The following is a 25,989-nucleotide window of genomic DNA, read 5'->3' on the forward strand; positions in this document are numbered from 1 at the left end:
CGCCCCCGTTCGTTTGACCAAGGCTATGAAATGAATATGCAAATGACCTCACGGGTGGACAGCGCCATGGACCGAGCCCCGGATGCCGCAGTGATCGAAGCCCGGAATCTGAACCTTGTGTTCGGGACGGGCGAGACCTCCGTTCACGCGCTCAAGGACATCACCCTCACGATCAACAAAGGGGAGTTTGTCTCCTTCATTGGACCTTCGGGCTGTGGCAAGACGACATTCCTGCGATGTGTCGCGTCGCTGGAAACGCCGACGGGCGGCAGCTTGACCGTGAACGGGATGCCCCCCGAGGACGCCCGCAAGCAGCGTGCCTATGGCTATGTGTTTCAGGCGGCGGGGTTGTATCCGTGGCGCACCATCGCCAAGAACATCAAGCTTCCGCTTGAAATCATGGGATATTCCAAGGCCGAGCAGGACAAACGCGTGGCCGAGGTGCTGGAGCTGGTGGAGCTTTCTGGCTTTGGCGGTAAATTCCCGTGGCAGCTGTCGGGCGGCATGCAGCAACGGGCCAGCATTGCTCGCGCGCTGGCTTTTGATGCGGATCTGCTGTTGATGGACGAACCCTTTGGGGCGCTTGATGAAATCGTGCGCGATCACCTCAATGAGCAGCTGCTGAAACTCTGGGCGCGGACGGATAAAACCATCGGCTTTGTCACCCACTCGATCCCCGAGGCGGTGTATCTGTCGACCAAGATCGTGGTGATGTCCCCCCGTCCGGGCCGCATCCACGAGGTGATAGAAAGCACCCTGCCCAAGGAACGCCCCCTCGATATTCGCGACTCGCCAGAGTTCATCGAAATCGCCCATCGCGTCCGCGAGGGGCTGCGCGCGGGGCATGCGCATGACTAAGCAAACAGATGAAAAATACTCCTTGGCAAGAACGAAAAGGAAAGCAGTTCTGGTTTTGGTTTCCTTGGCCGTCTTCTTCAGTGGCATCAGCAGTCTGATTTACGGGGACTTGAAAAGCAGCTGCTTTGATAGCTTGATTGAAGGCCCAGATTGCAGTTCCGCACAGACTGCCTTTTCAATCTTGTTTGTTTGTTCAGTTGTTCTTTGGGGAGCGGTTGTTTGGGCATGGAGGGTTACGCATGCGTAGTTTTCTCGCCGTTCTAACCGTTGTCGCGACGCTGATCGGGATCTGGTATCTTGCCTGCGTGCCGATGAACATCAAGGGCGTCTTGGATGCGGCTGAACGGGCAGGGGAGCAGGTGACGCCTGGCACTGCCAGAGAGCGGCGCGATGCCTCTGCGCTTGGTCTCGTGGCGCAGAACAGCTTTGCTATTCCGCGCGTCTGGTCGGTGGAGCGCCCACGTCTGCCCGCCCCGCATCAGGTCGCCACGGAGCTGTGGGACACGACGGTGATGAAAAAGATCACCTCCAAGCGCAGCCTGATCTACCATGCGCAGGTGACGCTTTCGGCGACGCTTATGGGATTTGCCATCGGCACCGGGCTTGGCATCCTGCTTGCCGTGGGGATTGTGCATTCACGGGTGATGGATATGTCGGTGATGCCCTGGGCCATCGTCAGCCAGACCATCCCCATCATCGCGCTGGCGCCGATGATTATCGTGGTGCTCTATTCCATTGGCGTGCAAGGGCTTTTGCCCAAGGCGATCATTGCCGCCTATCTCAGTTTCTTCCCTGTGGTCGTGGGCATGGTAAAGGGGCTGCGCAGTCCCGATCATATGCAGCTTGACCTGATGAAGACGTATTTTGCGTCTCAGGGGCAGGTGTTCTGGAAGCTGCGGTTGCCATCCTCGATGCCCTATCTCTTTGCCTCGCTGAAGATCGGGATTGCGGCTTCATTGGTCGGTGCCATCGTGGGCGAGCTGCCCACCGGTGCGGTGGCCGGACTTGGTGCGCGACTGCTGGCGGGCAGCTATTACGGACAAACGGTGCAGATCTGGTCGGCGCTCTTTGCAGCGGCAATCCTGGCGGCGGCTCTGGTTGCGCTTCTGGGGCTGCTGGAGCGGGTGCTGCTGGGGCGCATGGGGGTGAAGTCATGAGCGATGTGCTGACATCGACCGCCCGATGCATCCAGACTACGGAGGAGGTGTGCTGATGGCCTTGGTTCTTCTTGCACTGCTCGTGTGGATCGCGGGCTGGTGGATCAACGCGCGGCTGGCCAATGGACCAAAGGCCAATACCCGTGCGGTGGGGCTCTTGGTGCCTGCGATCTTTGGCGTGACGATCCTCATCGTCTGGGAACTGTTGGTGCGTGGCCTTGAGGTGCCTCTGGTGATCCTGCCCGCGCCCTCTCTGATCGCGGAGCGGTTTGCCTCCAGCCTGCCGATCCTTTGGGCGGACTTCAGCCAGACCATCCTGAAGGGCGCGCTTGGCGGCTATGTCATCGGCTGCGGTGCGGCGTTCCTGACCGCCATTCTTGTGGATCGCAGCGATTTCCTGCGGCGGGGCCTGTTGCCGGTCGGGAATTTTGTCGCCGCACTGCCCATCGTTGGCACCGCGCCGATCCTCGTGATGTGGTTCGGTTTTGATTGGCAATCCAAGGCTGCGGTGGTCGTGGTGATGGTGTTCTTTCCAATGTTGGTGAACACGGTGGCGGGTTTGCGTGAAACCGATCAGATGCAACGCGACCTGATGCGCACCTATGCGGCCTCCTATTGGCAAAGCCTGTTCAAGCTGCGCCTGCCAGCCGCGCTGCCTTTCGTGTTCAATGGGCTCAAGATCTCCACCACGCTGGCACTTATCGGTGCGATTGTGGCCGAGTTCTTTGGCTCTCCGACCGTCGGTATGGGATTTCGCATCTCCACCTCGGTGGGGCAGCTCGCCCTCGATATGGTCTGGGCCGAAATCGTGGTCGCAGCACTTGCTGGATCGCTCTTTTACGGTCTGATGGCGCTTTTGGAGAAAACGCTGACCTTCTGGCACCCGTCTCAACGGGGCTGAAACTACCGGCGCCTCCGCATTTTGCGGGTGCGCTTCATCCTTTGGGTGCAGCGCCTTGAACAGAGGGATAAATCCCCGCCTTGGCCAGTGCTCAATATATGCGCGAGGACGCCGTTTCGACCGTCAATAAGAAGCAAAACTTTTGCGTGTCGAGATGAGCTTGCGCATGATTTCATCATAATCAACAGGGAGTTCGAACTGATGAAAAACGTGCTGATAGCCGCCGCCATGGCACTGATGGCAACCTCCGCCGCACAGGCTGCGGATGAGGTCAAACTGCAATTGAAATGGGTCACGCAGGCGCAGTTTGCCGGCTATTACGTGGCACTAGACAAAGGGTTTTATGAGGAAGAAGACCTCGACGTGACCATCCTGCCCGGTGGCCCTGACATTGCGCCGACACAGGTGATTGCGGGCGGCGGTGCGGATGTCACCGTGGAATGGATGCCCGCGGCCCTCGCGGCGCGCGAGAAGGGCCTGCCCCTAGTCAATATCGCGCAGCCGTTCAAATCCTCGGGCATGATGCTGACCTGTTGGAAAGATACCGGAATTTCCGAGCCTGCGGATCTGGCGGATCGCACGCTGGGGGTCTGGTTCTTCGGCAATGAGTTCCCCTTCATGAGTTGGATGGGCAAGCTCGGGATTTCCACCGAAGGCAAAGGACCCGAGGGGGTTGAGGTGCTGAAGCAGGGGTTCAACGTCGATCCGCTGTTGCAGCGGCAGGCGGATTGCATTTCCACCATGACCTACAATGAATATTGGCAGGTGATTGATGCGGGCGTGTCGGCGGATGAGCTGGTGACCTTCAAATACGAGGACCAGGGCGTCGCAACGCTTGAGGACGGTCTTTATGTGCTCGAAGACAACCTGTCTGATGAGGCCTTTGTCGACAAGATGGAGCGTTTTGTGCGCGCCTCGATGAAGGGCTGGAAATACGCGGAAACCAACCCGGATGAGGCCGCGGAAATCGTGCTCGACAATGATGCCTCCGGTGCCCAGACCGAAACCCACCAGAAACGCATGATGGGCGAAATCGCAAAATTGACCTCTGGCAGCAATGGCGCGCTGGACGTCGCAGACTATGAGCGCACCGTGGAAACACTGCTTACGGGTGGGTCTGATCCGGTGATTACCAAAACACCAGAAGGGGCTTGGACCCATGCCATTACGGATGCGGCGTTGAACTAAACCTCTCGGCGAGTGAAGCCATCGTGAAACATCAGGATACCCAGCCAGAGCATTGGCTGGGTATCGTCAATTTTAAGAAAAAGTAACTTTCTGTTAAGGGGATAGGCGTTTGAGTTAATGTGTGCGGGGATCTGCTCCCTCGTGTCACGGGGGAAATGATGTCCCAGTTAACCAGTAACGTGTGTTTTTGTGGGGCGGCGTCGCCGAGCGTTCGCCGCTCCGCAGCCCTTGAACGGGCCTGTCTCGAAGCGCGAATGCGCACCCGAATGGGGGGCGGCCCAGAGGCTTTGGTGCTGTATTACAATGCAAATGTTCCAGTGCACCCTGCGGGGGAGTTGCGCGGTGCATATGCGGTGACAAACCTCACGGTTTGTAATGGGGCCTGCCTGCAAACGGAGGATGTCTTGGGCGCATTGGCCCATGGATTCTCGCGCGTATTCTTAGAATTATCTCCTGATATCAGATTGATCCACCGACAGCTTAATCTCGTTGAGGATATCGCGGCTTGCTCGGGTTTGGACGGAACCGTCGCCCTGTTTCATTCTGAAAATGCACTTGCTGTGTTGCTGGAAGAGCCCGTGACAGAAGAAACGACGCGGGCCTTACCTCAGGAGCCACAAGACAGTGCAGAGGCAAATGCGGGCTATGTGACCATCTCTGAGGGCTGTACCCTATGCCAACACTGCATCTGGTCCTGCCCAAACGATGCCATCCACCTTGGTGAACAGGGTGATACGTTGGAAATTCGGGATCGCCACTGCACGGGGTGTGGCCTGTGCGCCAGTGCTTGTCCCGAGCGGGTGCTGGCGATCCTGCCGTTGCCCGCTGCTCAGCGTAGCGCCTGAGGCCAGTCAGTCGGAGAAGCGGCCATATTTGCCCTGATGAAACACCAGACCAGATCCCAGATCTGAGCGCTGTGAAACGCGTAAGACTTCGCCAACAAGGATCGTGTGATCACCGCCGGGATGTGCTGCGTGATGTTGGCAATCCAACCGCGTGAGCGCGTCATCCAGAACCGGGTTCCCTTCGTCGTTGCGGCTCCATGGATGGGTGTCGAAAACCTCTCCGTGGCGGGCAAAATGCAGGGCGGCCTCCATATGCGTTTCTGCCATCACATGGATGGAGAAATGCTGCGCTTTGACAAATGGATCATGACGCTGGGATTGGATGGCAGGACACCAGAGCACCAGTGGTGGCGTCAGTGACACGGATGTGAAACTGTTGACGGTGATCGCCAGAGGACCGCGCTCGGTTTGCGTTGTAACCACCACAACGCCGGTTGCAAAACACCCCAAGGCAGCGCGCATCTCGGCTTGTGTGTCTGGGCCGGGAATGAAGCTGGTTTGGGTCATAGAGCAGGGGTTCCGTTTCCGTGTTGGTTGCTGCAGGTGCGAAAGGCGCAGTGCGGCCCACGCCCTTATTTCAACCTCTGCACTAAGATGCAAAAGAAATTAAGAATAACGCCCCCGGCCATGCGGACGGAGGCGTTCAAAAAGCGACCCATGTCAAAAAGGGTTTAGTGCAAAACCGTTTCCACAACAGATGACATCTGAGTGGCGACGCGATTGATTTCTGCCATGGCATCAACGGTTTGCAGAACCCCTGCATCCCCATAGTAGGTGATCAAAGGCGCGGTCTGGGCATGATATGCCTCGAGCCGGCTGGCGACGGTTTCAGCGCGATCATCCGCACGACGGGTCAGTTCTGTACCACCGCATTTGGCACAGGTGTCCCCCGGCAACGGCGGCTTGAACGTGTCATGATAGCCTTCACCGCATCCCGCACAGGTGGAACGGCCCGAGATCCGTTCGACCATGGCCTCGTCATTTACCTGTAAGCTAATGGCTGCATTGATGCGTTGTCCGGTCGAGGTCAGCAACGCATCAAGCGCCTTTGCCTGAACGGTGGTGCGGGGAAAGCCGTCGAGGATGACACCGTTTTTGCAATCCGCATCATTCATCCGATCCTTGAGAATGGCGATCACGATCTCATCCGACACCAATCCTCCGGCGTCCATTACGGCCTTGGCTTGTTTCCCGGCCTCCGTTCCGGCGGCTACCGCCGCACGCAGCAAGTCGCCGGTGGACAGCTGCACAAGCCCGTATTTTTCCTGCAACATGCGGGCCTGGGTGCCTTTGCCCGCACCGGGAGGCCCCAGCAGGATCAATACCGCTGGGCGGGTCATCACATCAGTGCTCATGTTCACTTACCCCTTGCTGGCGCGGTTGGTGATCAGGTCGTCCACGACGGATGGGTCCGCGAGGGTCGAGGTATCGCCAAGGCTGCCAAAATCATTTTCCGCAATTTTGCGCAGGATGCGGCGCATGATCTTGCCTGAACGGGTCTTTGGCAGGCCCGGCGCCCATTGGATCACATCCGGTGAGGCAATCGGGCCGATTTCCGTCCGCACCCACTGGCGCAGCTCCTTCATGAGCTCATCCGATGGCTCACGATCGTTCATGAGGGTCACATAGCAGTAGATGCCCTGACCCTTGATCTCATGCGGGTAGCCCACAACGGCGGCCTCGGCCACGGCGGCATGTGCGACCAATGCGCTTTCGACCTCGGCGGTGCCCATGCGGTGACCGGAGACGTTGATCACGTCATCGACGCGACCGGTGATCCAGTAATCACCCCCCTCATCGCGGCGGCAGCCATCACCCGTGAAATAGTAGCCTTTGTAGTCGGAGAAATAGGTTTTCTCGAACCGTTCGTGGTCGCCCCAAACGGTGCGCATCTGACCGGGCCAGCTATCCTTGATACACAGGACACCTTCGACACCATTGCCCTCGATTTCCGCGCCGGATTGCGGGTCAAGCACCACTGGCTCAATCCCGAAAAACGGCTTCATGGCTGCGCCGGGCTTGGTGGCATGTGCGCCGGGCAGCGGCGTCATCAGGTGGCCACCGGTTTCGGTCTGCCACCAAGTGTCGACAATGGGGCATTTGCCCTTACCGACGACGTCGTTGTACCAGTTCCACGCTTCCGGGTTGATCGGCTCTCCCACAGTGCCCAGCACCTTGAGATCGGAGAGGTCGTATTTCTCAACAAATTCAGTTCCTTGCCCCATCAATGCGCGAATGGCGGTGGGCGCGGTATAGAACTGATTGACCTTGTGCTTTTCGCAGACGGCCCAGAACCGACCGGCGTCGGGGTAGGTGGGCACGCCCTCAAACATCAGCGTGGTCGCGCCATTGGCGAGGGGGCCATAGACGATGTAGCTGTGGCCGGTGACCCAGCCCACATCTGCCGTGCACCAGTAGATGTCGCCGTCGTGGTAATCGAAAGTCACCTCATGGGTCAGCGCTGCGTAGGTCAGATAGCCGCCGGTGGTATGCACCACACCCTTGGGTTGGCCGGTGGAGCCGGAGGTGTAGAGGATAAACAGCGGATCCTCGGAATTCATCTCGGCAGGCTTACAGTAGTCGTTCGCCTCCAGTGCCATCTCGTTGTAGTCGTAGTCGCGCCCATCGATCCAAGTGGTCTGGCCGCCGGTGCGGCGCACCACCAGACATTTGACGCTCTCTTTGCAGTGCAGGAGCGCGGCGTCGGCGTTTGACTTCAGCGGTGTTTTGCGACCGCCACGCGGGGCCTCGTCTGCGGTGATAACAACCTTTGCATCACAGCCATTGACCCGCGCCGCCAGAGCGTCCGGCGAAAAGCCTGCAAACACAATAGAGTGGATGGCACCGATGCGCGCGCAGGCCAGCATGGCATAGGCCGCTTCAGGGATCATCGGCAGATAAATCACCACCCGGTCGCCTTTGCCGACGCCCATGCTCTCTAGGATATTGGCCATGCGGCAGGTCTTCAGATGCAGCTCCTTATAGGAGATATGCTTGGCATCCTCGTTCGGATCATCGGGCTCCCAGATGATCGCGGTCTGATCGCCACGGGTCGCCAAATGGCGATCAATGCAGTTGGCGGCGACGTTCAATTGGCCGTCTTCGAACCATTTGATGTTCACATTGCCAAAGTCGTAGGAGACATCTTTGACCTTGGTGAAAGGCTTGATCCAGGTGATACGCTCTGCCTGTTCGGCCCAGAATTTCTCTGGGTTCTGAATGGATTGCGCGTACATCTCATCATATTTCGCAGCATCAATATGCGCGTTTTTAATGATGTCCTCAGACGGCGGGTACACTGCGCTCTCGGGCGTGGTCATGGAATGTCCTCCCTCCAATATTCTCTTGCGCGCGATCTCCACATGGAAGCGCGCCAAGAGTCAAACGTTCTCCAACCTCTGCGGTAATAATAAGCAAAGTTGAAAAGATGTGAATAAACATCGTTAAAATAAGGGCTTGCCTGTAAATCTCTTTCCGGCGCTTGGTGTAACACTGTAAATTTCCGCCGGAATTTGACGAATTTTACAAGATAAGACAGGGATTTTACTGTCAATTGCACGGCCCCTGTGCGGCTTTACAGGGCGCAAATGCGGGTCTTCACGGCTGCGGCGATTCCGCGCAGCCTATCAGAGACGATTGATTGGGACCTTCAGCATCGGGGTTCCATCGTCATCCGTGGGCATCTCACCTGCGCGCATATTGACCTGCAGCGAGGGGATGATCAGTTTTGGCATCGCCAGTTGCGCGTCACGTGCGGTGCGGAAACGAATGAACTCCTCGCGGCTCTTGCCACCGCCCACGTGGATATTATGCGCCTTTTCTTCTGCGACGGTGGTCTCCCAGCGGATATCGCGCCCATTGGGGCCGTAATCATGGCACATGAACAGGCGCATCTCATCCGGAAGCGCCAGTACCTTTTGGATCGAGTCATAAAGTTCGCCCGCATCTCCGCCGGGAAAGTCCGCCCGCGCCGATCCCCCATCGGGCATAAACAGCGTATCCCCGACAAAGGCTGCGTTGCCGATCACATGCACCATACAAGCGGGCGTGTGGCCGGGCGTTGCCATGGCGAAACAGGCGATGTCGCCCACCATATACGTGTCGCCGTCCTCAAACAATTTATCGAACTGGCTGCCGTTACGCTGGAACTCGGTGCCCTCGTTGAAGATCTTTCCGAAGGTTTCCTGAACCTCCATAATCCGGGCGCCAATGCCGATTTTGCCGCCCAAACGGTTCTGAATATAGGGGGCGGCACTCAGATGGTCGGCGTGAACATGGGTCTCAATAATCCAGTCGAGCCTCAGCTCGCGCTCGATGATGCAGGCAATGATCCGATCGGCGTGGTCATAGGTAATCCGCCCTGCGGCATAGTCGATGTCCATCACACTGTCGATCACCGCAGCAGTGCCGGTGTGCGGGTCGCTCACAAGATAGCTGACCGTGTTGGTGGCGGGATCAAAGAAGCCTTCAACATGCGGCGCTTGCGACATTGAGAGGGGATAGGGCGGCATGAAACGTCCTCACGGTGACTGTCAGGTCTGGTGCGGGTCAGGGTATCTCATGCGTCCGACAGGCTCTGCAATACGCATTGCCTCATTACAAAGGTGCGCGGCAATGCGCCGCTCAGGCGCGGCGTTGCAATCGTTCCGGCGTTATCCTCATTCCTAGATCCGCAGTAGAGATCTCTTTACGGGCCAAGGGAGAGTAAATCTTATCGGTGGCAATACGTGCCAAACGTGGATGCAGCGGACGAAGGGCGCGTAGATCGGGCAGCAATGACGTCAGCTCCGCCTGTGCATCATTTGAGAGGCCTCGCAGGGACCACGGGCCGGGGTAGAAGCTCTCTGTCGGGATGCCACCTGCGAAGATCACCTCATGGCGTTCCAGTAAGACGTGGACATAGGTCACCCCATGTTGAGGGCAATGAGACGGAGCCTGTTCGGGCGCAAGCTGATGCAATTGATTTGCCCGCAGGAAAAGCTCCGCCTGATCGGTGTCGTTTAAAACAAAGCGGTGCTGTCTCGACACCGTCATGGGGTGAGGCAGGTTAAGAATGCCCCCCGGTTGCAATGTGATCGGACGCAGGCGCGGATTGGCGCGCAGTGCTGCGCTTTCGATGTGAGAGATGCCAACCCACATCACCTGTTGCAGACCGTTGTCAGCGGTTTGCAACAGATCGCCAACACGCAGTGTCTCTACAGGGCAGGGGCCGCGTGCGGTCTTAATGAGTGTCCCCGCCGTAAAGCACGGGATACCTGCTGAATAAAGGCTTGCGGGTGTTGACAGGCTGGAGGGAGGAACGCCCTCCAGAACCAATTGCTCCCCTTCCGGGAACGTCATGACCGCATTGCCGCTGCCATCATCGGTTACGACAATATCGTAAATGGTGACAGCGCCGTCAGGGCCGGTGCCCCCCGCAAGATCGGACACATCAAGCTGATCGTTGTAGCGCCCGTCGCCGTCAAAATCACCCATGCCAAAGTCAGTGATGGTATCGCGGCCACCGCTGGTTGTGAGGATGAACAGATCCTCACCGCCGGCACTGATCATTACGTCATCACCAAGACCGCCGGTTATAGTGTCGTGGCCGTTGCCACTTGAGAGGGTGTCATTGCCATCCGAACCGATGATCGTGTCGCTTCCGACACCGGCGTCGAGCACCACGCCGGTGGTAGAATTGCTCGCATCAAAGTAATCGTCGCGATTGGTGAGCGTGAATTCCTCGATATCGCTGAAGGCAATGGTGTCGGTGCCGCTGTCGATCTCGCCGGACTCGTCGCCAGTGTAGGTAACCGTGACACCCGAGGACAGGTTCGAGGCATCAATCTGGTCGCCTTCGCCAGCGCCGCCGTCGATGGTGTCATCACCAAAGCTGTTTTCAAGGATGAACGTATCGTCCCCCTCGCCACCAATCAGCAGGTCGTTGTCACTGGCTGTGACGGTGGGAGCTTCGGTGGTGAAAATATCGGCGGCTGTTACCGGGGTCGTCCCATCGTGGTAGATGAGAAAATTCTGCGTGTTTCCATTGTTGTAGGTGATCGTAATATCGGCGTAATGATATGACGTCGTCTCCCAAGAGCTGATCGAGATCGAGTAATATTCTTCGGGCAAGACAATACGGTCATTGCCAATGTCGAAGTCCCCAATCTCCAAGGTGCCAGTCTGATTGGTGCTGCCGACAACGACATAATCCGCTTCACCATCCCCGACGCCCGCGTCATAGGGGGTGTAGTTCATGCGGATTGTGGCATAGCCACCGGTTTCCGCAGTCCAGTGATAGAAATCCTGTCCCGCGGTGCCGTGGTAGTTCGCGCCAGTATGGACGGTTTGATAGGTCGGGGTTGTGGCATTAGAATGGGTGCCACTGTAGATGACATCATCACCGGCACCACCAATGATCGTGTCATCACCTTCGCCGCCTTGGATGGTGTCGTTGCCTGCGCCACCCTCGATGCTGTCGTCGTGATTGGTGATCTCCTGACCGTCACCATCAATATAGCCGAGGTCCATATTATCGGCGCCATTGCTGCCGTTCACAACATAGACCTGCGGTGTGCCATCTACCACAGAGGTGGCAAAATGCCCCGATGAGCCGCTTGCGAAATCAGTGGTCTCATATTGTTCGGTCACGGTCGGGTCGCTGGATCCTTCCAGCTCGTAGACATTCCCGTTGCCGTCGGTCAGGCCGATATTGTTACCTTGGTGATAGCCATCCCCGAACTGGATATCTTCGTAGATGAACTCGAGATCGAAGTTCCCGTCACCCGTATCCGTCAACACCACCTGAAACGAGTTGGTCCCCGTGCCGGAGTAGGGCGCGACATCCAACCAAGTGATTGTGACCTTGCCGTTGGTGGGGTCGAGATCCCACAGTATGTCGCCGCCTTTGCTGAGGTCCATATCGGTCCAGAGCGGGGCAATTAGAGGGCCTTCGTTGAATCCTGCTAACCCTTGCGGATAATAACCGGTGCTGTCCCAATCAAAGCCGATGACACCATTGGTGCCGACGTTGAACCCGGTGTAGCTCTCACCAAAGAGTGTGATCCCGTCCGGGCCAAAAACGGACGTGATGTCGACATAGACACTGCCATCATCAAGCGTGCCAGTGTCGGGGCCGTTGGCAACAAAACTGTTTTCACCATAGCCTGACGTGCCGCCAAGGCCGGAGTTCATCGTGGCCATCTTACTCTTCCCGGCTCCGATACAAGGAGCCAATGCTGGTTAACGGGTGGACAAATTTCTATATTCTAATGTTTTATGAGGTTTCTCTTAAGTTCTGGTTTAGAGCGGTAAGGCGCGCAGATAATAAACTCAGCGCAAAAATCACAAACTGGTGAGGCGCTGGGCGCAGGGGAGCGTTGTGTGCGGCGAAGGCGCAATGCGTCATTATTCCCAACAAGCACAAAACCCGCCCGCGCTGAGGGAAGTGCATGTTGAGACGAAGCGCGTATGCGGCCAATGCGCGCGGCCACAAACATATCAAAGGCCTGCACCGCGCTTATCGGTGCAGGCCTTTTGGTCTCATCGGTCGTCCACTGGCGAGAGGAACCGTTGCTTTCCCCCCTTGGACAGGCCCGGATTGGCATCAGTTCGAAGGGCGCAGGCTCTCGTTTAGGTGCCCGTGCGCAGTTCCGGCTCGGCTTGCGGCGTTTTGGCGGCAGACGGGATCGGCGCGACATGTTTTGCGATCTTCATTTCGCCTTCAGACACGAATTTTGCCATCTCTTGGGTCATGACATTTGCGTCACTCGAGAGTGTTTGGCTGGCTGCGGTGGTTTCTTCAACCATTGCGGCGTTGTGCTGTGTCACTTCGTCCAGATGACCGATGCCAGTGTTGATTTCATTCAAGGTGATCGATTGCTCCTCAGCGCCACGGGCGATATCGGTTACATTTTCCGAAATCGAGTTCACGCTGGTGATGATCGTCTCAAGCTCGGTACCGGCGCGCCCCACAAGGGTGACACCGTCGGACACATGTCGGGTACTTTGCTCGATCAACCCTTTGATCTCACCGGCCGCATCTGCTGAACGCAGGGCAAGGCTGCGTACCTCGGAGGCCACAACGGCAAAACCGCGACCCGCTTCTCCTGCGCGCGCGGCCTCAACACCAGCGTTCAGTGCCAACAAATTGGTCTGGAAGGCAATATCGTCGATCACAGAGATGATCTTCGCAATGCCTTGCGAAGACTCTTCGATCTTGGACATCGCCTCGACGGCATCTTTTACCACTTGTCCGCTTTTTTCGGCCGTGACGCGTGCGTTTTGAACGTTGCCCTCGACGTCCCGCGCACCTTCCGCTGCGGATCGTACGGTTGCTGTCAGTTCTTCTAGCGCAGCTGCGGTTTCTTCCAGCGTTGCGGCTTGATTTTCCGTGCGTTGAGACAGTTCAGCAGAGGAACCATTCAGTTGTCCCGCAGTCCGACTGACGCCATCTGCCACGTCGCGCACCGTACGGATCGCCGTCTGCAACGAGTCCACGGCCTCGTTATAGGCGGTAGACAGGCGTCCGATGTCATCGATGTCGGAAGGGGCGCATCGATGGGTCAGATCACCATTTCGCAGATGCTCCAGCGCTGCGGCAATGCCGAGGATTTCCATACGGCGTTTGGTGATGTCGGTCGCGATCTTCACGATGCGCTCAACGGCCCCATCCTCGTTCAGATAGGGGGCATAGGTGGCTTGAATCCAAACCACTTCGCCATCTTTGCGCAGGCGGGGAAACTGATCGGTTTGCGGTTTGCCTTCTGCCAGCTCACGCCACATGTTTTTGTAGCGATCAGTTTTGACGAAGCTGGGGTAGACGAACATACTGTGATGCTTGCCTTGGATTTCCTCCAGTGTGTAGCCCAGCGTTTGCAAAAAGTTGTCGTTCGCGCGCAGGATGGTGCCATCCACCTCGAACTCGATAACTGCCTGCGTGCGTTCGATCATAGCGCGCAGTTTTCGATCCTCATTCAGATCGGTCGATGCAGCTTTCTGGGGCTTTCGCTTAAACATTTATGTCTACCACTTCATCTGTGACCAGGTCCAATGTCGGACAGTTCGTGGTTGATCAACCTAACTGATATATCCTAACAGAACCCTTCCTGATGGTGGTTTCACCACAGGTCTTGGGTGTTATGACTAATCATTGGTTAAGGCGTATCTTAGCACCTTGTGCAGGTGATTTCCAACGCCATGAAAGACAGTGATCTGCCCTTGTTGCGTCGAAAATACCGGGATGAATATACCGCAATCCTGATGATTGCCGCCCCCTGAAGGCCAAATGAATATCCCAACATATCAATGTGTTGTTAGCTGGGCTTAATGCTGTTTGGGATTTTGGCTCCGGCGGTAGGGATCGAACCTACGACCAATTGATTAACAGTCAACTGCTCTACCGCTGAGCTACGCCGGAGTGTGAGCGACCGTATAGCGATGCCGTTTCTGGGCGTCCAGTGCGAAAAACAAAAAACCGTCAAAAAAATCAATCCACACAGATGAATGTCGCTGAGAATGCCAATGGGCCGTCTGGGTGGATTCGCTCGCGTTGGGTCAGATCTACCAGATGGGCAAAGACGTTGCGCTCTGCGGCTGGAAGCAGGGCTGCGGGTGTGTCCTTGTAAATTTCACGCGCAAGATCCGCAGCGTTTGCAGGCGCAGACCTCAACTGCGCAAGGACCGCGCGCTCTCGCTCCAGACGGTGCGCGATCAGCCAGTCAAGTCGCGCAAGAGGCGATGCCACTGGCGCGCCATGGCCGGGCAGGAACAATGACCATTCGCGTTGTTGTAATTTGCGGCAAGAGGCCATGAAGTCTGTCAGATCCCCATCCGGAGGCGAGACAAGCGAACTGGCCCACCCCATGACATGGTCACCGGAAAACAGGATGTCGCCGAGGGCAAAACACAAGTGATTTCCAATATGGCCCGGCGTGTGCAGCGCCTCAATCTGCCAGTCAGCTCCGCGTAAAATTTCCCCATCCTCAAGGCAGTGGTCGCAGGCAAAGCTATGATCGATCCCTTCGCCGCCGCCTGCCGTACCCGTGAGGGCGAGGTTTTGCATGATGGCGCTGCGCCCGGCACCCGCGCCGCCGAAGGCATAGATCTGTGCACCGGTTTCGTCCCTTAGGCGCTTGGCGAGGGGGGAGTGATCGAGATGACTGTGGCTCACCAGAATATGGCTGATGGTTTGGCCCGCCTGACACGCGGCAAGGATGGCGTTCAGATGCGCCTCAGACGCGGGGCCCGGATCAATCACCGCAAGCTCGGTGTCTCCGACCAAATACGTATTGGTGCCCCGATAGGTCATGGGCGATGGGTTTGGCGCGACAATTCTGCGAATACCGGCGGCGACCGTTTCGGGATGGCCGGGTTTGGGGTTGAACCCGTCGGTGGCTTGCGTTCTGCTCATGATGATCCTCTTTGACGGAGGGCGTAAACCTGTCCCGCTCTAGGCTTAGTCATGAAGTTCCCTCATCTCAAACACTATGTTCCACGCCTGCCCACCGGCATCTACGGCCGTGCTGCGCTTATTTTGCTGATGCCGGTGGTGGTTCTGCAACTGGTTGTGGCCTTTGTGTTTATCCGGCGCGACCTTGAGGATATCACGCAGCAGATGTCCTATACCGTGGTGCGAGAGCTGTTTGTGATCAATGATCAGATCGAGGCCGCGCCAACGCAAGAGGCTGCATTGAACGCGTTGGAGCCCTTGCTGCTGCGCCTGAATTTTCAGCTGCGATTTATCGGGCCGGATGAGGCGGAACCCCAAACTTATATCCCGTTTGAGGATCTTTCAGGCCGGGTTGTGCGTGATACAATGATGCGCAGCTTGCCAGAGTTTCACTCCATCCGGTTCACCCGGTCCCACGCAAGCTATATTGTGATGGGGACGAAATTCGGACTGGCAGAGATCGAATTCAGCCGCCGTCGCGCCACGGTCGCCGCCCCCCATCAGCTGATCGTCATCACTGTGGTGTTTGGCTTTATGCTGGTGGTAATCGCCATGGCCTATATGCGTAATCAGCTTCGCCCGATCAAACGGCTAGCCGATGCCGCAGAGGCGTTTGGGCGTGGGCGGGTGATCCCTTATCAGCCGCGTGGCGCGACCGAGGTGCGGGCTGCGGGGGCCGCGTTTAATGATATGCGCGCCCGGATTGATCGGCAGATTGAGCAACGCACATTGATGCTTTCGGGGGTGAGCCATGATCTGCGCACGCCGTTGACGCGGCTAAAGCTCAGTCTTTCCATGTTGGAAGACGACGACGCAGAACCGATGCTGCAAGATGTCAAGGAAATGGAGGATATGGTGAATGCCTTCCTCGATTTCTCGCGCGGGGTAACGACCAGTGCGATGGAGGAGACGGACCCCTGCGCGCTGGTTGAGGAGGCGGTCGATAACTGGACCCGGCAGGGAAAAACGGTGCATCTGGTAGAGACCGTCGGCAATCGCACTGTGCCTCTTCGTGCGGCGGCGGTGCGCCGGGCGCTGGACAATCTTATTTCGAACGCGGTGCGCTATGGCACGCGGGCACGGGTGTCGGTGGCGGTCATGCAAAAGTCCCTGCGTATCCGGGTCGAAGATGATGGCCCCGGCATTCCCGAGGATCTGCGCGGCGATGCCATGCGCCCTTTCACGCGGCTTGATCCGGCCCGCAATCAGGATCTGGGCACCGGAGTTGGGTTGGGTCTGGCGATTGTGGCCGATATCGCCCGCGCGCATGGTGGCACGTTACGGCTCGGAACCAGTGAAGAACTGGGCGGGTTGCAGGCGGATATCGTAATCGCACTCTGAATCTGGACTTTATGGAGGCGCATTCAGCTGCACATAAAACGGCAGCTAGGGTGGTGGGAGATCAGAGATTCGAACTCTGGACCAAAGCGTTATGAGCGCTCTGCTCTAACCGCTGAGCTAATCTCCCGCCAGCAGCCTTATAGAACCGAACCACGGACCTCGCAATCCGTTCTGTGCAAGAAATTGAACCCATTGCATCCCCGGTTGCATCCCACTGACATAGGAGGGAAACTCTGCGAGATGACGCACGGAATCAGGCCGTGACCGCCTGCAGGCGCGGGGCAGGGCAGCGGCTGCGAAATTCGTCTAGTTTGGCAACCACACCTTCTATGACCAGCTCTCTGCGGCGATCAATGCCGTGACGCGAGGGGTAGACGGCAAATACGTCTTTCTCCGGCGCGTCCCATTCGGGCAATACGCGCTCAAACTGGCCATCTTCGATCATCTCTTGCACAAAGAACAACGGCACGCGCGAATAGCCGGTGCCGTTGGTGACCGCGTGGCGGATCAGATCGGGATCATCGGCAGTAAAGCCCACACGGATCGGTGCCAGCACCTCTTCGCCGTTGCGACTGAGCGGGAAGAAACCGTTGGTCTGGTCCTCATAATACTGAATATACTTTAGCCGTGTCAGATCTTCGGGGCCATCGGGGCGGCCCATCCGGTCCAGATAGTCAGGCGTCGCCAACAATACCGTCTCCATCGTGGCTATCCGGCGCCCCACGCCATCGGTTTCGCCAAGTCTTCCGGTGCGGATCGCCAGATCGTAGTTTTCGCGCACCACATCCACCAGACGATCCTCAAGGCGCAGAATGATGTTCAGATCATCATGTTTGCGATCCAGATCCACTAGCATGGGACCAATCAGGTGACGCCCAAGAAAGCTGTTAACGCTGATGCGAAAATCGCCCGAGAGCCCTTCTTGCAATTGATCAAGCTCTGCCGTCATCCGATCATAGTTGCTGAGCAGGCCTTGCGCATGGGTGTAGACCAATTCGCCATAGCGCGTGGCGCGCACCCCTTGTGCAGTGCGATGCAGGAGCTGATGACCGATGAGGCTTTCCAACTGTTTGATCTGCTGGCTCACTGCGGATTGCGTCATCTCCCGGCGTGCTGCGGCGCGGTTCAGGCTGCCCTCATCCAAGGCCACGATCAGAGTTTCAAGTAGCGACAGCCTGTCCATTGGCACTCCTATCGCAAATGCTAATACCCCTTATTAGCCATCAAAGACTGCAGAAGGCCACCGCAAAACACTATCTCGATCTCGTTGGCGACATCCGCTGACATGGATATTGGAGCCTCTTATGACCCTTTCCCGTAGAACCCTTTTGAAATCCCTGGGCTTTGGCGGTGCGAGCCTTGCACTGCCGTCGTTTGGGATGATGGCACAGGCTGCACCTGCCGGCCCTGCACCCGTCTTGCATCGGTTTCGGTTTGGCGACGCCACCATCACCGCACTCCTGGATGGTCATCTGGCCATTCCTTCGGCAATTTTTACCGGGTCCGATCCGGCTAAGGTGGCAGAGACCCTCGCGGGTAGCTTTTATCGCGAAGGCGGGCAGGGGCTCGAAATTCCGGTAAACGGGTATCTGGTGGAGCGCGGGGGGCAATATACGCTGATTGATACCGGGACGGCGCAGCTCATGGGGCCGGATCTTGGTGGTCTTATGGCGGCGCTGACGGCAACCGGCGTCACCGCAGAGCAGATCACAACTGTCCTTTTGACACATATGCACCCGGACCACGCGGGAGGGCTGATCGCGCCCGATGGCAGCGCCGCCTTCCCGAATGCAGAGTTGGTGGTGGCGGAAACCGAATGGGGCTTTTGGTACGATGATGCCATCATGGCTTCAGTCGATGAAGGAAGCCGTGGGTTCTTTCAGATGGCGCGCGATGCGGTGGCACCCTATGCAGAGCGCAGAAAACCCTTCACTGGCGAGGTCGAAGTGGCACCCGGCTTTACCGCTATGCCACTGCCGGGGCATACGCCGGGTCACAGTGGCTTTATGCTCGATGCGGGCGATGCGCAGCTCTTGTTCTGGGGCGATGTGGTGCACAGCACTGCGCTGCAATTCAAGAACCCGGACTGGACCATTCCGTTTGATGCGGATCAGCCATTGGCGGCGCAGACACGCAAGGCGATGTTTGATCGCGCGGCTGCAGATCAGCTGTTGGTGACAGGCATGCATCTGGATTTCCCGGGTCTGGGCCGGGTGGAGCGCGACGGCGCGGCTTACGCCTTTGATCAGGCACCATGGCAGTTCGGGCTTTGATCTGGTCCACTGAGCGCCGGATTTTGTAGCAATCAGTCAAATACCCCTCCCATTGTGCAGATTTCTGCGGTGGGAGGGGGACATTCCCTAGTTTCCTTCACCCGTCCTATAGGCTAAACGCTCGTCAACCATTGCGAAGGAGCCATGCGATGACCAGCGGCAAGAACGGTTTGACCTATGCAGATGCAGGGGTCGATATTGATGCGGGCAACGAACTTGTGGACCGGATCAAACCGGCCGCAAAGCGAACAAACCGCCCCGGCGTGATGAGCGGCCTCGGCGGCTTTGGCGCGCTGTTTGACCTGAAAGCTGCCGGATACGAGGACCCGATCCTTGTCGGCGCTACCGACGGGGTGGGCACCAAGCTGCGGATCGCCATTGACACCGGTCTGGTGGATGGCGTGGGCATCGACCTTGTGGCCATGTGCGTCAACGATCTGGTCTGTCAGGGCGCAGAGCCGCTGTTCTTCCTCGACTACTTTGCCACCGGCAAACTCGAAACCGATGTTGCGGCGCGAATCATCGAAGGCATCGCCGAGGGCTGCGTGCGCTCTGGCTGTGCGCTGATCGGTGGTGAAACGGCAGAGATGCCGGGCATGTACCCCAAGGGTGATTTTGACCTCGCAGGCTTTGCCGTTGGCGCGATGGAGCGGGGCACCACACTGCCCGAAGGCGTGAGCGAGGGCGATGTGCTCTTGGGGCTGGCCTCTGATGGTGTGCACTCCAACGGCTACTCGCTGGTGCGCCAGATCGTGAAATATTCCGGCCTTGGCTGGGACGGCGACAACCCGTTTGGCGCGGGCAAGCTGGGGGAGGCGTTGCTGACCCCGACGCGTCTTTATGTGAAGCAGGCCTTGGCTGCGGTACGCGCGGGGGGCGTCAATGCACTGGCGCATATCACTGGTGGCGGCCTCACTGAGAACCTGCCGCGCGTCCTGCCCGAGGGGCTGGGGGCTGATATCGACCTTGGTGCGTGGGAGCTTCCGGGCGTCTTCAAATGGCTGGCGGAAACCGGCGGCATTGAAGAGGGCGAAATGCTCAAGACCTTCAACTGCGGCATCGGCATGATGCTTGTGGTGAAGGCTGACCGCGCCGATGCGCTGACCGAGGTGCTGGAGGGCGAAGGCGAAACCGTCGCGCGTCTCGGCACCGTGACAGCCGGAGAGGGCATCCGCTACACAGGCGGGCTGCTGTGAGCGACAAGAAACGCGTCGCCATTCTGGTTTCCGGCGGGGGCTCCAATATGGTGTCCCTCGTCGACAGCATGCTGAAGGACGCCGATCATCCGGGCCAACCCTGTCTGGTGCTGTCCAACAACGCCGATGCCGGCGGGCTGACGAAGGCCGCCGCGCGCGGCGTTGCGACGGCTGTTGTGGATCATCGCCCCTTTGGCAAAGATCGCGAGGCGTTTGAGGCAGAGCTGGTAAAGCCTATCCTCGAGGCGCGCGCCGATGTGGTCTGTCTTGCGGGATTTATGCGGGTACTGACCGCCGGGTTTGTGCGTCAGTTCGAGGGGCGGATGCTGAATATTCACCCGTCTCTCCTGCCCAAATATAAGGGCCTGCACACCCACGCCCGCGCGTTGGAGGCAGGTGATGACCGGCACGGCTGCACCGTGCATGAGGTGACGCCGCTTTTGGATGACGGGCCAATCCTGGGACAAGCCGAGGTGCCAGTAAATCCCGGCGACACGCCGGATGATCTGGCAGCGCGCGTATTGGTGCAGGAACATCGCCTTTATCCGGCGGTGCTTGCACGTTATCTGCGCGGCGAGCGGGACGTCCTTCATCTGAGCTGAACTGCAACCTTCTTGCTCTTAGAGGGTTTGCAACCCGCTCGCACTCGTCGTATCAACGGGGGACCGAGCGGCAGAAACCCTTAATAAAGACCCATTTGATGAAAACTCTGACCACCACCGACGAGCTGCGCGCCTTTTGTGAAGAGGCCGCGAATTATCCTTATGTGACGGTCGATACCGAGTTTCTCCGAGAGCGCACCTATTATTCCAAACTTTGCCTGATCCAGATTGCCTTTCGGGGGGATGGCAAAACAGATGCGGTTCTGGTCGATCCGCTCTCAAGTGATTTGTCGCTGGAGCCTTTGTACGAGCTCTTTCGCAACGAGGATGTGGTCAAGGTTTTTCATGCCGCGCGTCAGGATCTGGAGATCTTTTGGGTGGATGCATCCGTCTTCCCCAAGCCGCTGTTTGACACGCAGGTCGCAGCCATGGTCTGCGGCTTTGGTGAACAGGTTGGATACGAGACGCTGGTGCGCAAGATCTGTAAGCAAGGCCTTGATAAGACGTCACGTTTTACCGACTGGTCGCGTCGCCCGCTATCCGACGCTCAAAAAACCTATGCTTTGGCAGATGTCACCCATTTGCGCCAGATCTATGAGCACCTGCGCAAAGAACTGGACAAGACCGGGCGTAGCCATTGGGTGGCGGAAGAGTTGCAGGTTCTGACCGATCCCGCGACCTATGATATTCAGCCGCGCGAGGCCTGGCGCCGGGTGAAGACCCGCACCAATTCTGGTAAGTTCCTCGCTGTGGTGCGTGAGCTTGCGGCCTTTCGCGAGGAATATGCCCAAACCAACAATGTGCCCCGCAACCGGGTCTACAAGGATGACGCGCTGGTGGAGTTGGCCTCCACCAAACCGCGCACACCGTCTGATCTGGGCGGCTCGCGCCTGTTGCTGCGTGAAGCGCGCAAGGGCGCGATTGCTGAGGGGATTTTAAAAGCGGTGGAGCGTGGCGTGAATTGCCCGCAGGAGGACATGCCTCAAGCGGATCGCTCGCGCGAAAAAATGCAGATCAATGGCGCGCTTGCGGATCTGTTACGGGTGCTTTTGAAAGCAAAGACCGAAACCGCCGGTGTTGCGGCCAAGTTGATTGCGCCTTCCGCAGATCTGGATGCCATCGCCGCAGGCGAGCGGGATGTGCCCGCGCTCAAGGGTTGGCGTCATGAGGTCTTCGGCTCAGATGCGCTGCGCCTGTGCAATGGTGAGATTGCGCTTGCAGCCAAGGGACAGCTGGTGAAGGTTGTCGACCTCTGATCGCATCGTGACTAAGTGACCAAGCAACAAAAAACGCGCCCGGATGACCGTGGCGCGTTTTTTGTTGCTGTCTGTTGGCGTCATTAGCGGCGGGTTTCGCGGGCGTTTTCTTTTCCCACCACCCGCAGGATACGGACACCTGCAAGGTCCTGATTAGAGAGGCTCACCGCCGCGCGGATGGTGCGCGTTGCAACGGTGCCCTGATAGGTTGCTTTCTTGGGGTAGGTCACGCGGAAGGTATATTCCAACTGCCCCGGCTCTTGTGGGTCGGCAGGCACCAGTTTGGCGTCAAAGGCACCATTACGGGCGGCTTCGCCTTCGACAGTGAGGATCGCCCCGACCGACGTGCGCTCAATCCGCATGTCCTTGATGACTGCGATGGGGAGGCTGCGGTCTTCGCCTTTGTCATCCTTGCGACCCAGAAGGTTGGTTTTTTCTTCTTCCTGTGGGATCAGCGGGTTCAGGTTTTCATCCACAGTGTTTGTGGTTTCGCGCGATTTGCCGAACCAGTTGGTCGGGTTGACACGCGAGTCGCGCCATCCACCGCAGGACGACAGGACCAATGTGCTAATCAGAAGGGCGCCGATAGTGATACGCATGAATACCTGCCGCAGTCAGAGTTACTTGCAAAACTGACTACCCGATTGAAGCGGCGTTGAAAAGCGGTTGAAAAGACTAAGGCTCTGGCCTAGGTCCGATCTGTTGCCACATGACTGCGAGATGAGGTTTGCTATGGCCAGTGCCGCCTTCGAGGAAATCGTCGAGGATTTTGAGTTCTTTGAGGATTGGGAAGATCGCTACCGCCATGTGATCGAGCAGGGCAAGGCCATGCCGCCTCTGGATGAGGCGCTGAAAGTGCCAGCAACCAAGGTGGATGGCTGCGCAAGTCAGGTCTGGCTGCATCCGCAGATCGAAAAAGGGGTGTTCCATTTCGATGGCGACAGCGACGCGATGATCGTCAAAGGGCTGATTGCGGTTTTGCGCAAGCTCTACAATGGGTTGACGCTCAAAGAGGTGCTGGCGGTGGATGCGCGGGCGGAAATGGAGCGCCTTGGTCTAAATGACCATTTGTCGGCGCAGCGGTCCAATGGGTTGCGCGCCATGATTGAGCGTATCCGTGACACGGCTGCAGCGCAGGTTTGATCCCTAAAGAGGGGCGCTGCCCCTCTTGGCCTGCGGCCAATTCACCCCGGGATATTGTTAGTTAGAAGAGGGGGCGGACTTGCCCCAGGTCTTGAGCGTGGTCTCAAGATCGCCGTAGCCTGTGTGGCGGTGAATAAAGTCCAACCCCATACGTTTGGCGCAGTCGTGTGCTTTATCCAAAAGCGCCGAGTCGCGGATCTGTGACTGATAGATCAGGGTGGTGTAATTTCCGAATATCATGTCGCGCAGCTCTGGGTTCTTATCAAGCCCCATGGGGCGCCAGACGAAGGCGTCGAATTGTTTGACGAGAAAATCCGTGAGGTAAAAAGCGGTGATCTCACCGGCCTCTGACAGGGTGTCGAACCGGGTGTTGCCCTCGAAAAACGCGTAGCAATGCGGGCCGGGCACCATTTCGACGCCGAGGTCTGCACATTTTTTCTGCAACTGTCCGCCGGTGCCGCAATCAGCGTAGACCACATAGATCTGATCGTAGATCGCGCGATGTTTTGCCACTGCGGCCTCTACATGCGTGATGATCTGATCGGGGTAAAGATGCAGCTTTGCGGGCAGGCAGGTCAGATCGATGTGATCCAGCCCGTTTGCATTGCAGATGTCGAGGATTTCGCGGGCGAGCGCGCCGCAGGCGATCAGCAGGATGCGGCCTGTTTTGCGTGCCGGTGCAGCAAGGCCGTTTTCCGTAAGACTTTTGTCGTCAAGGGATGTGCCACTGGGCAAGGGGAGGGCTGCCCGGTGTGATAGCCGGGCAGCTCGGCCGCGTCTGAGGGACGCGGCTGCCATTTTAGGCATTCATGGCGTTGTGTTTGCGCGCGACATATTCTTTTGCCGTCTCCACTGCGACAGCTGCGTCGCGGCAGTAGGCATCGGCGCCGATGGCTTTGCCGAATTCCTCGTTCAAGGGTGCGCCGCCCACCAGAACGATATAGTCGTCGCGCTTGCCTTGTTCGATCATCGTGTCGATCACGACTTTCATATAGGGCATGGTGGTGGTCAGCAGCGCGGACATGCCGAGGATGTCGGGTTTATGTTCCTCAAGCGCCTCGAGATAGTTTTCGACCGGGTTATTGATGCCGATGTCGACCACCTCAAAGCCCGCACCTTCCATCATCATGGAGACGAGGTTTTTGCCAATGTCGTGAATGTCGCCTTTGACGGTGCCGATCACCATGGAGCCCATGCGCGGTGCGCCGGTTTCCGCCAGAAGCGGTTTCAGGATCGTCATGCCACCCTTCATGGCATTGGCCGCCAGCAGTACCTCGGGCACAAACAGGATGCCGTCGCGGAAGTCTGCGCCAACGATAGTCATACCGCCCACGAGGGCTTCGGTCAGGATTTTATAAGGTGCCCAGCCGCGTTCCAGAAGGATGTTCACGCCCTCTTCGATCTCTTCCTTGAGACCGTCATAGAGGTCGTCGAACATTTGTTGGACCAGTTCCTCGTCATCGAGTTCTGAGAGGATGATGTCTTCTTCTTCCGACATATCTGCATTCCTTAGCTGGCGGGCCTGGCTGAATTGGCCATTTCATATGTTTGTGACAGATGTTCAGATCTCCACTGTTTCGATTGCGACATTGACGCGTTTCGAACCGACCTTTGACTGGAGAATTGGGATAGTCTGATCGGTTCAACCCATGGGTTTTGCTCGTTTTGCGAAGTAAGTTCTTTATTTGTTCCTGCGCGTGTGTCATTTGGAACGTATGCAGAACACTGATCGATCTTCCACCCAACGTCGCAAATCTCGCGGGGCGCTTAGCAATGCGGCAGGTCGCTTTGACTTGCTGCGCGAAAACGTGGATGATGGCTGGCAGCAAGAGCTGCCCGATGCGTCGATCACGACAGAGATTCGCAGCGAGTTGGCGCGTAGTCTGATCTCTTATAATCGCTCTCCTGATTTGCCGTTTGATCGTTCCATCAATCCATATCGCGGGTGTGAACATGGCTGTATCTATTGCTTTGCGCGGCCGTCTCACGCTTATCTTGGTCTGTCGCCGGGGCTGGATTTTGAAACACGACTGATTGCGCGCAGCAATGCGGCAGAGGTGTTGCGCAAGGAGTTATCTGCGCGCAGCTACAAGGTCGCGACACTGGCAATTGGGACCAACACCGACCCTTACCAACCCTGCGAGCGGGACCATCAACTGATGCGGCGCTGTCTTGAGGTGCTGCAGGCGTTCAATCACCCGGTGGCGATTGTGACCAAAGGGGCGATGATCGAACGCGATATCGACATTCTTGCGGATATGGCGACTCGAGGTCTGGTGCGGGTGGGCGTTTCCGTGACCACGTTGGATGCAGATCTGTCGCGGCGCATGGAGCCGCGCGTGCCCGCTCCGGCGCGCCGACTGGCCACCATCCGTCGGTTGAGTGAGGCGGGTATTCCGGTTCGGATCATGACGTCGCCACTGGTGCCGGGGCTTACCGATCACGAATTAGAAGCGCTTTTGGCAGCGGGGCAAGAGGCGGGAGCGGATGCCGCCAGTTGGATCATGCTGCGGCTGCCGCGTGAGGTGTCGGAATTGTGGCAGGATTGGTTGCAGGAGCATGAGCCGGACCGTGCTGCCAAGGTCATGGCCCGGTTGCGCGAGATGCACGGCGGACGGGATTACGATCCGCGATGGGGGCATCGTATGCGGGGGGAGGGCGAATATGCGGATATGATCGCGCGGCGCTTTCGGCTTGCGTGTAAACGGCTTGGGCTGGCGGAACGATCACCGCCGCTCAGAACTGACCTATTTGCGAAACCCGCTCAGGCGGGCGATCAACTGAGCCTGTTTTCGTAATT

At 57.8% G+C, this 25,989-nt stretch carries 23 protein-coding genes and 2 tRNA genes; 12 read left to right on the forward strand and 13 right to left on the reverse strand.

Annotated features, from left to right (window positions below):
- Positions 1-30: 30 nt before the first annotated feature.
- From QNI81_RS05675 to QNI81_RS05695, 5 genes are all read left to right on the forward strand, one after another.
- Complete coding sequence (locus QNI81_RS05675; RefSeq protein ID WP_283967651.1) at positions 31-858, forward strand: ABC transporter ATP-binding protein; 828 nt, start codon at positions 31-33, stop codon at positions 856-858.
- A gap of 239 nt (positions 859-1,097) precedes the next feature.
- A complete protein-coding gene (locus QNI81_RS05680; RefSeq protein WP_283967652.1) occupies positions 1,098-2,015 on the forward strand; it encodes an ABC transporter permease in 918 nt (305 codons plus the stop codon).
- Between the two features lie 55 nt (positions 2,016-2,070).
- Positions 2,071-2,916 carry an ABC transporter permease gene (locus tag QNI81_RS05685; RefSeq protein WP_219230908.1) on the forward strand — a complete coding sequence of 282 codons (846 nt, stop codon included), beginning with the start codon at positions 2,071-2,073 and terminating at the stop codon, positions 2,914-2,916.
- A 201-nt stretch (positions 2,917-3,117) separates the two neighbouring features.
- Positions 3,118-4,104 carry an ABC transporter substrate-binding protein gene (locus tag QNI81_RS05690; protein ID WP_283967653.1) on the forward strand — a complete coding sequence of 329 codons (987 nt, stop codon included), beginning with the start codon at positions 3,118-3,120 and terminating at the stop codon, positions 4,102-4,104.
- A gap of 464 nt (positions 4,105-4,568) precedes the next feature.
- Positions 4,569-4,949, forward strand: coding sequence for a 4Fe-4S dicluster domain-containing protein (locus QNI81_RS05695; protein ID WP_283967654.1), 381 nt, complete (start codon positions 4,569-4,571; stop codon positions 4,947-4,949).
- 6 nt (positions 4,950-4,955) lie between these two features.
- On the opposite strand, the gene QNI81_RS05700 is transcribed toward QNI81_RS05695, so the two are convergent.
- The 8 genes from QNI81_RS05700 to QNI81_RS05735 form a co-directional block, all read right to left on the reverse strand.
- Entirely contained in the window at positions 4,956-5,456 is a 501-nt protein-coding gene (locus QNI81_RS05700; RefSeq protein WP_126136867.1) for a flavin reductase family protein, read from the reverse strand.
- Between the two features lie 164 nt (positions 5,457-5,620).
- The gene (locus QNI81_RS05705) at positions 5,621-6,304 is read right to left on the reverse strand and encodes an adenylate kinase (protein WP_283967655.1); all 684 of its coding nucleotides are present in this window, start codon (positions 6,302-6,304) and stop codon (positions 5,621-5,623) included.
- Between the two features lie 6 nt (positions 6,305-6,310).
- Positions 6,311-8,269: an acetate--CoA ligase gene (acs, locus tag QNI81_RS05710; RefSeq protein WP_065325920.1), complete on the reverse strand. Its 1,959-nt coding sequence runs from the start codon at positions 8,267-8,269 to the stop codon at positions 6,311-6,313.
- Between the two features lie 306 nt (positions 8,270-8,575).
- Positions 8,576-9,460 carry an MBL fold metallo-hydrolase gene (locus tag QNI81_RS05715; RefSeq protein ID WP_283967656.1) on the reverse strand — a complete coding sequence of 295 codons (885 nt, stop codon included), beginning with the start codon at positions 9,458-9,460 and terminating at the stop codon, positions 8,576-8,578.
- Between the two features lie 112 nt (positions 9,461-9,572).
- Positions 9,573-12,131, reverse strand: a complete 2,559-nt coding sequence (locus QNI81_RS05720) for a Hint domain-containing protein (RefSeq protein WP_283967657.1) — start codon at positions 12,129-12,131, stop codon at positions 9,573-9,575.
- 429 nt (positions 12,132-12,560) lie between these two features.
- A complete protein-coding gene (locus QNI81_RS05725; protein ID WP_283967658.1) occupies positions 12,561-13,946 on the reverse strand; it encodes a methyl-accepting chemotaxis protein in 1,386 nt (461 codons plus the stop codon).
- Positions 13,947-14,271: 325 nt separating this feature from the next.
- Positions 14,272-14,346, reverse strand: a tRNA-Asn gene (locus tag QNI81_RS05730).
- A gap of 69 nt (positions 14,347-14,415) precedes the next feature.
- On the reverse strand, positions 14,416-15,339 hold the full coding sequence (locus QNI81_RS05735) for an MBL fold metallo-hydrolase (protein WP_283967659.1): 924 nt from the start codon (positions 15,337-15,339) through the stop codon (positions 14,416-14,418).
- A 51-nt stretch (positions 15,340-15,390) separates the two neighbouring features.
- On the opposite strand from QNI81_RS05735, the gene QNI81_RS05740 reads away from it, so the two are divergent.
- A complete protein-coding gene (locus QNI81_RS05740) occupies positions 15,391-16,719 on the forward strand; it encodes an ATP-binding protein (protein WP_283967660.1) in 1,329 nt (442 codons plus the stop codon).
- Between the two features lie 51 nt (positions 16,720-16,770).
- Here QNI81_RS05740 and QNI81_RS05745 read toward each other — a convergent pair.
- Positions 16,771-16,846: transfer RNA gene (locus QNI81_RS05745), tRNA-Ile, on the reverse strand.
- Between the two features lie 126 nt (positions 16,847-16,972).
- Positions 16,973-17,902 (reverse strand): LysR family transcriptional regulator, encoded by a 930-nt coding sequence (locus QNI81_RS05750; protein ID WP_283967661.1) that lies wholly within the window; start codon positions 17,900-17,902, stop codon positions 16,973-16,975.
- Between the two features lie 121 nt (positions 17,903-18,023).
- Here QNI81_RS05750 and rmmL point away from each other — a divergent pair, with 121 nt between their 5' ends.
- The 4 genes from rmmL (at position 18,024) to rnd (ending at position 22,046) form a co-directional block, all read left to right on the forward strand.
- Complete coding sequence (gene rmmL, locus QNI81_RS05755) at positions 18,024-18,992, forward strand: quorum-quenching N-acyl-homoserine lactonase RmmL (protein ID WP_283967662.1); 969 nt, start codon at positions 18,024-18,026, stop codon at positions 18,990-18,992.
- Positions 18,993-19,141: 149 nt separating this feature from the next.
- Positions 19,142-20,188, forward strand: a complete 1,047-nt coding sequence (gene purM / locus QNI81_RS05760; RefSeq protein ID WP_283967663.1) for a phosphoribosylformylglycinamidine cyclo-ligase — start codon at positions 19,142-19,144, stop codon at positions 20,186-20,188.
- 47 nt (positions 20,189-20,235) lie between these two features.
- On the forward strand, positions 20,236-20,790 hold the full coding sequence (purN, locus tag QNI81_RS05765) for a phosphoribosylglycinamide formyltransferase (protein WP_206027162.1): 555 nt from the start codon (positions 20,236-20,238) through the stop codon (positions 20,788-20,790).
- Positions 20,791-20,888: 98 nt separating this feature from the next.
- Positions 20,889-22,046: a ribonuclease D gene (gene rnd, locus QNI81_RS05770; RefSeq protein WP_009176463.1), complete on the forward strand. Its 1,158-nt coding sequence runs from the start codon at positions 20,889-20,891 to the stop codon at positions 22,044-22,046.
- 83 nt (positions 22,047-22,129) lie between these two features.
- Here rnd and QNI81_RS05775 read toward each other — a convergent pair whose 3' ends face one another.
- Positions 22,130-22,645: a hypothetical protein gene (locus QNI81_RS05775; protein WP_283967664.1), complete on the reverse strand. Its 516-nt coding sequence runs from the start codon at positions 22,643-22,645 to the stop codon at positions 22,130-22,132.
- Between the two features lie 133 nt (positions 22,646-22,778).
- Here QNI81_RS05775 and QNI81_RS05780 point away from each other — a divergent pair, with 133 nt between their 5' ends.
- The gene (locus tag QNI81_RS05780) at positions 22,779-23,189 is read left to right on the forward strand and encodes a SufE family protein (protein ID WP_283967665.1); all 411 of its coding nucleotides are present in this window, start codon (positions 22,779-22,781) and stop codon (positions 23,187-23,189) included.
- 57 nt (positions 23,190-23,246) lie between these two features.
- Here the strand turns inward: QNI81_RS05780 and QNI81_RS05785 are convergent, their stop codons facing one another.
- Both QNI81_RS05785 and QNI81_RS05790 read right to left on the reverse strand, forming a co-directional pair.
- Entirely contained in the window at positions 23,247-23,987 is a 741-nt protein-coding gene (locus QNI81_RS05785; protein WP_283967666.1) for a DUF1638 domain-containing protein, read from the reverse strand.
- A gap of 1 nt (position 23,988) precedes the next feature.
- Positions 23,989-24,687: a cobalamin B12-binding domain-containing protein gene (locus QNI81_RS05790; RefSeq protein ID WP_005622625.1), complete on the reverse strand. Its 699-nt coding sequence runs from the start codon at positions 24,685-24,687 to the stop codon at positions 23,989-23,991.
- Between the two features lie 217 nt (positions 24,688-24,904).
- On the opposite strand from QNI81_RS05790, the gene QNI81_RS05795 reads away from it, so the two are divergent.
- On the forward strand, positions 24,905-25,987 hold the full coding sequence (locus tag QNI81_RS05795; RefSeq protein WP_283967667.1) for a PA0069 family radical SAM protein: 1,083 nt from the start codon (positions 24,905-24,907) through the stop codon (positions 25,985-25,987).
- Positions 25,988-25,989 lie beyond the last annotated feature (2 nt).

The organism is Tritonibacter sp. AK171 (genome assembly GCF_030127025.1).
Classification (GTDB): Bacteria; Pseudomonadota; Alphaproteobacteria; order Rhodobacterales; family Rhodobacteraceae; genus Epibacterium; species Epibacterium mobile.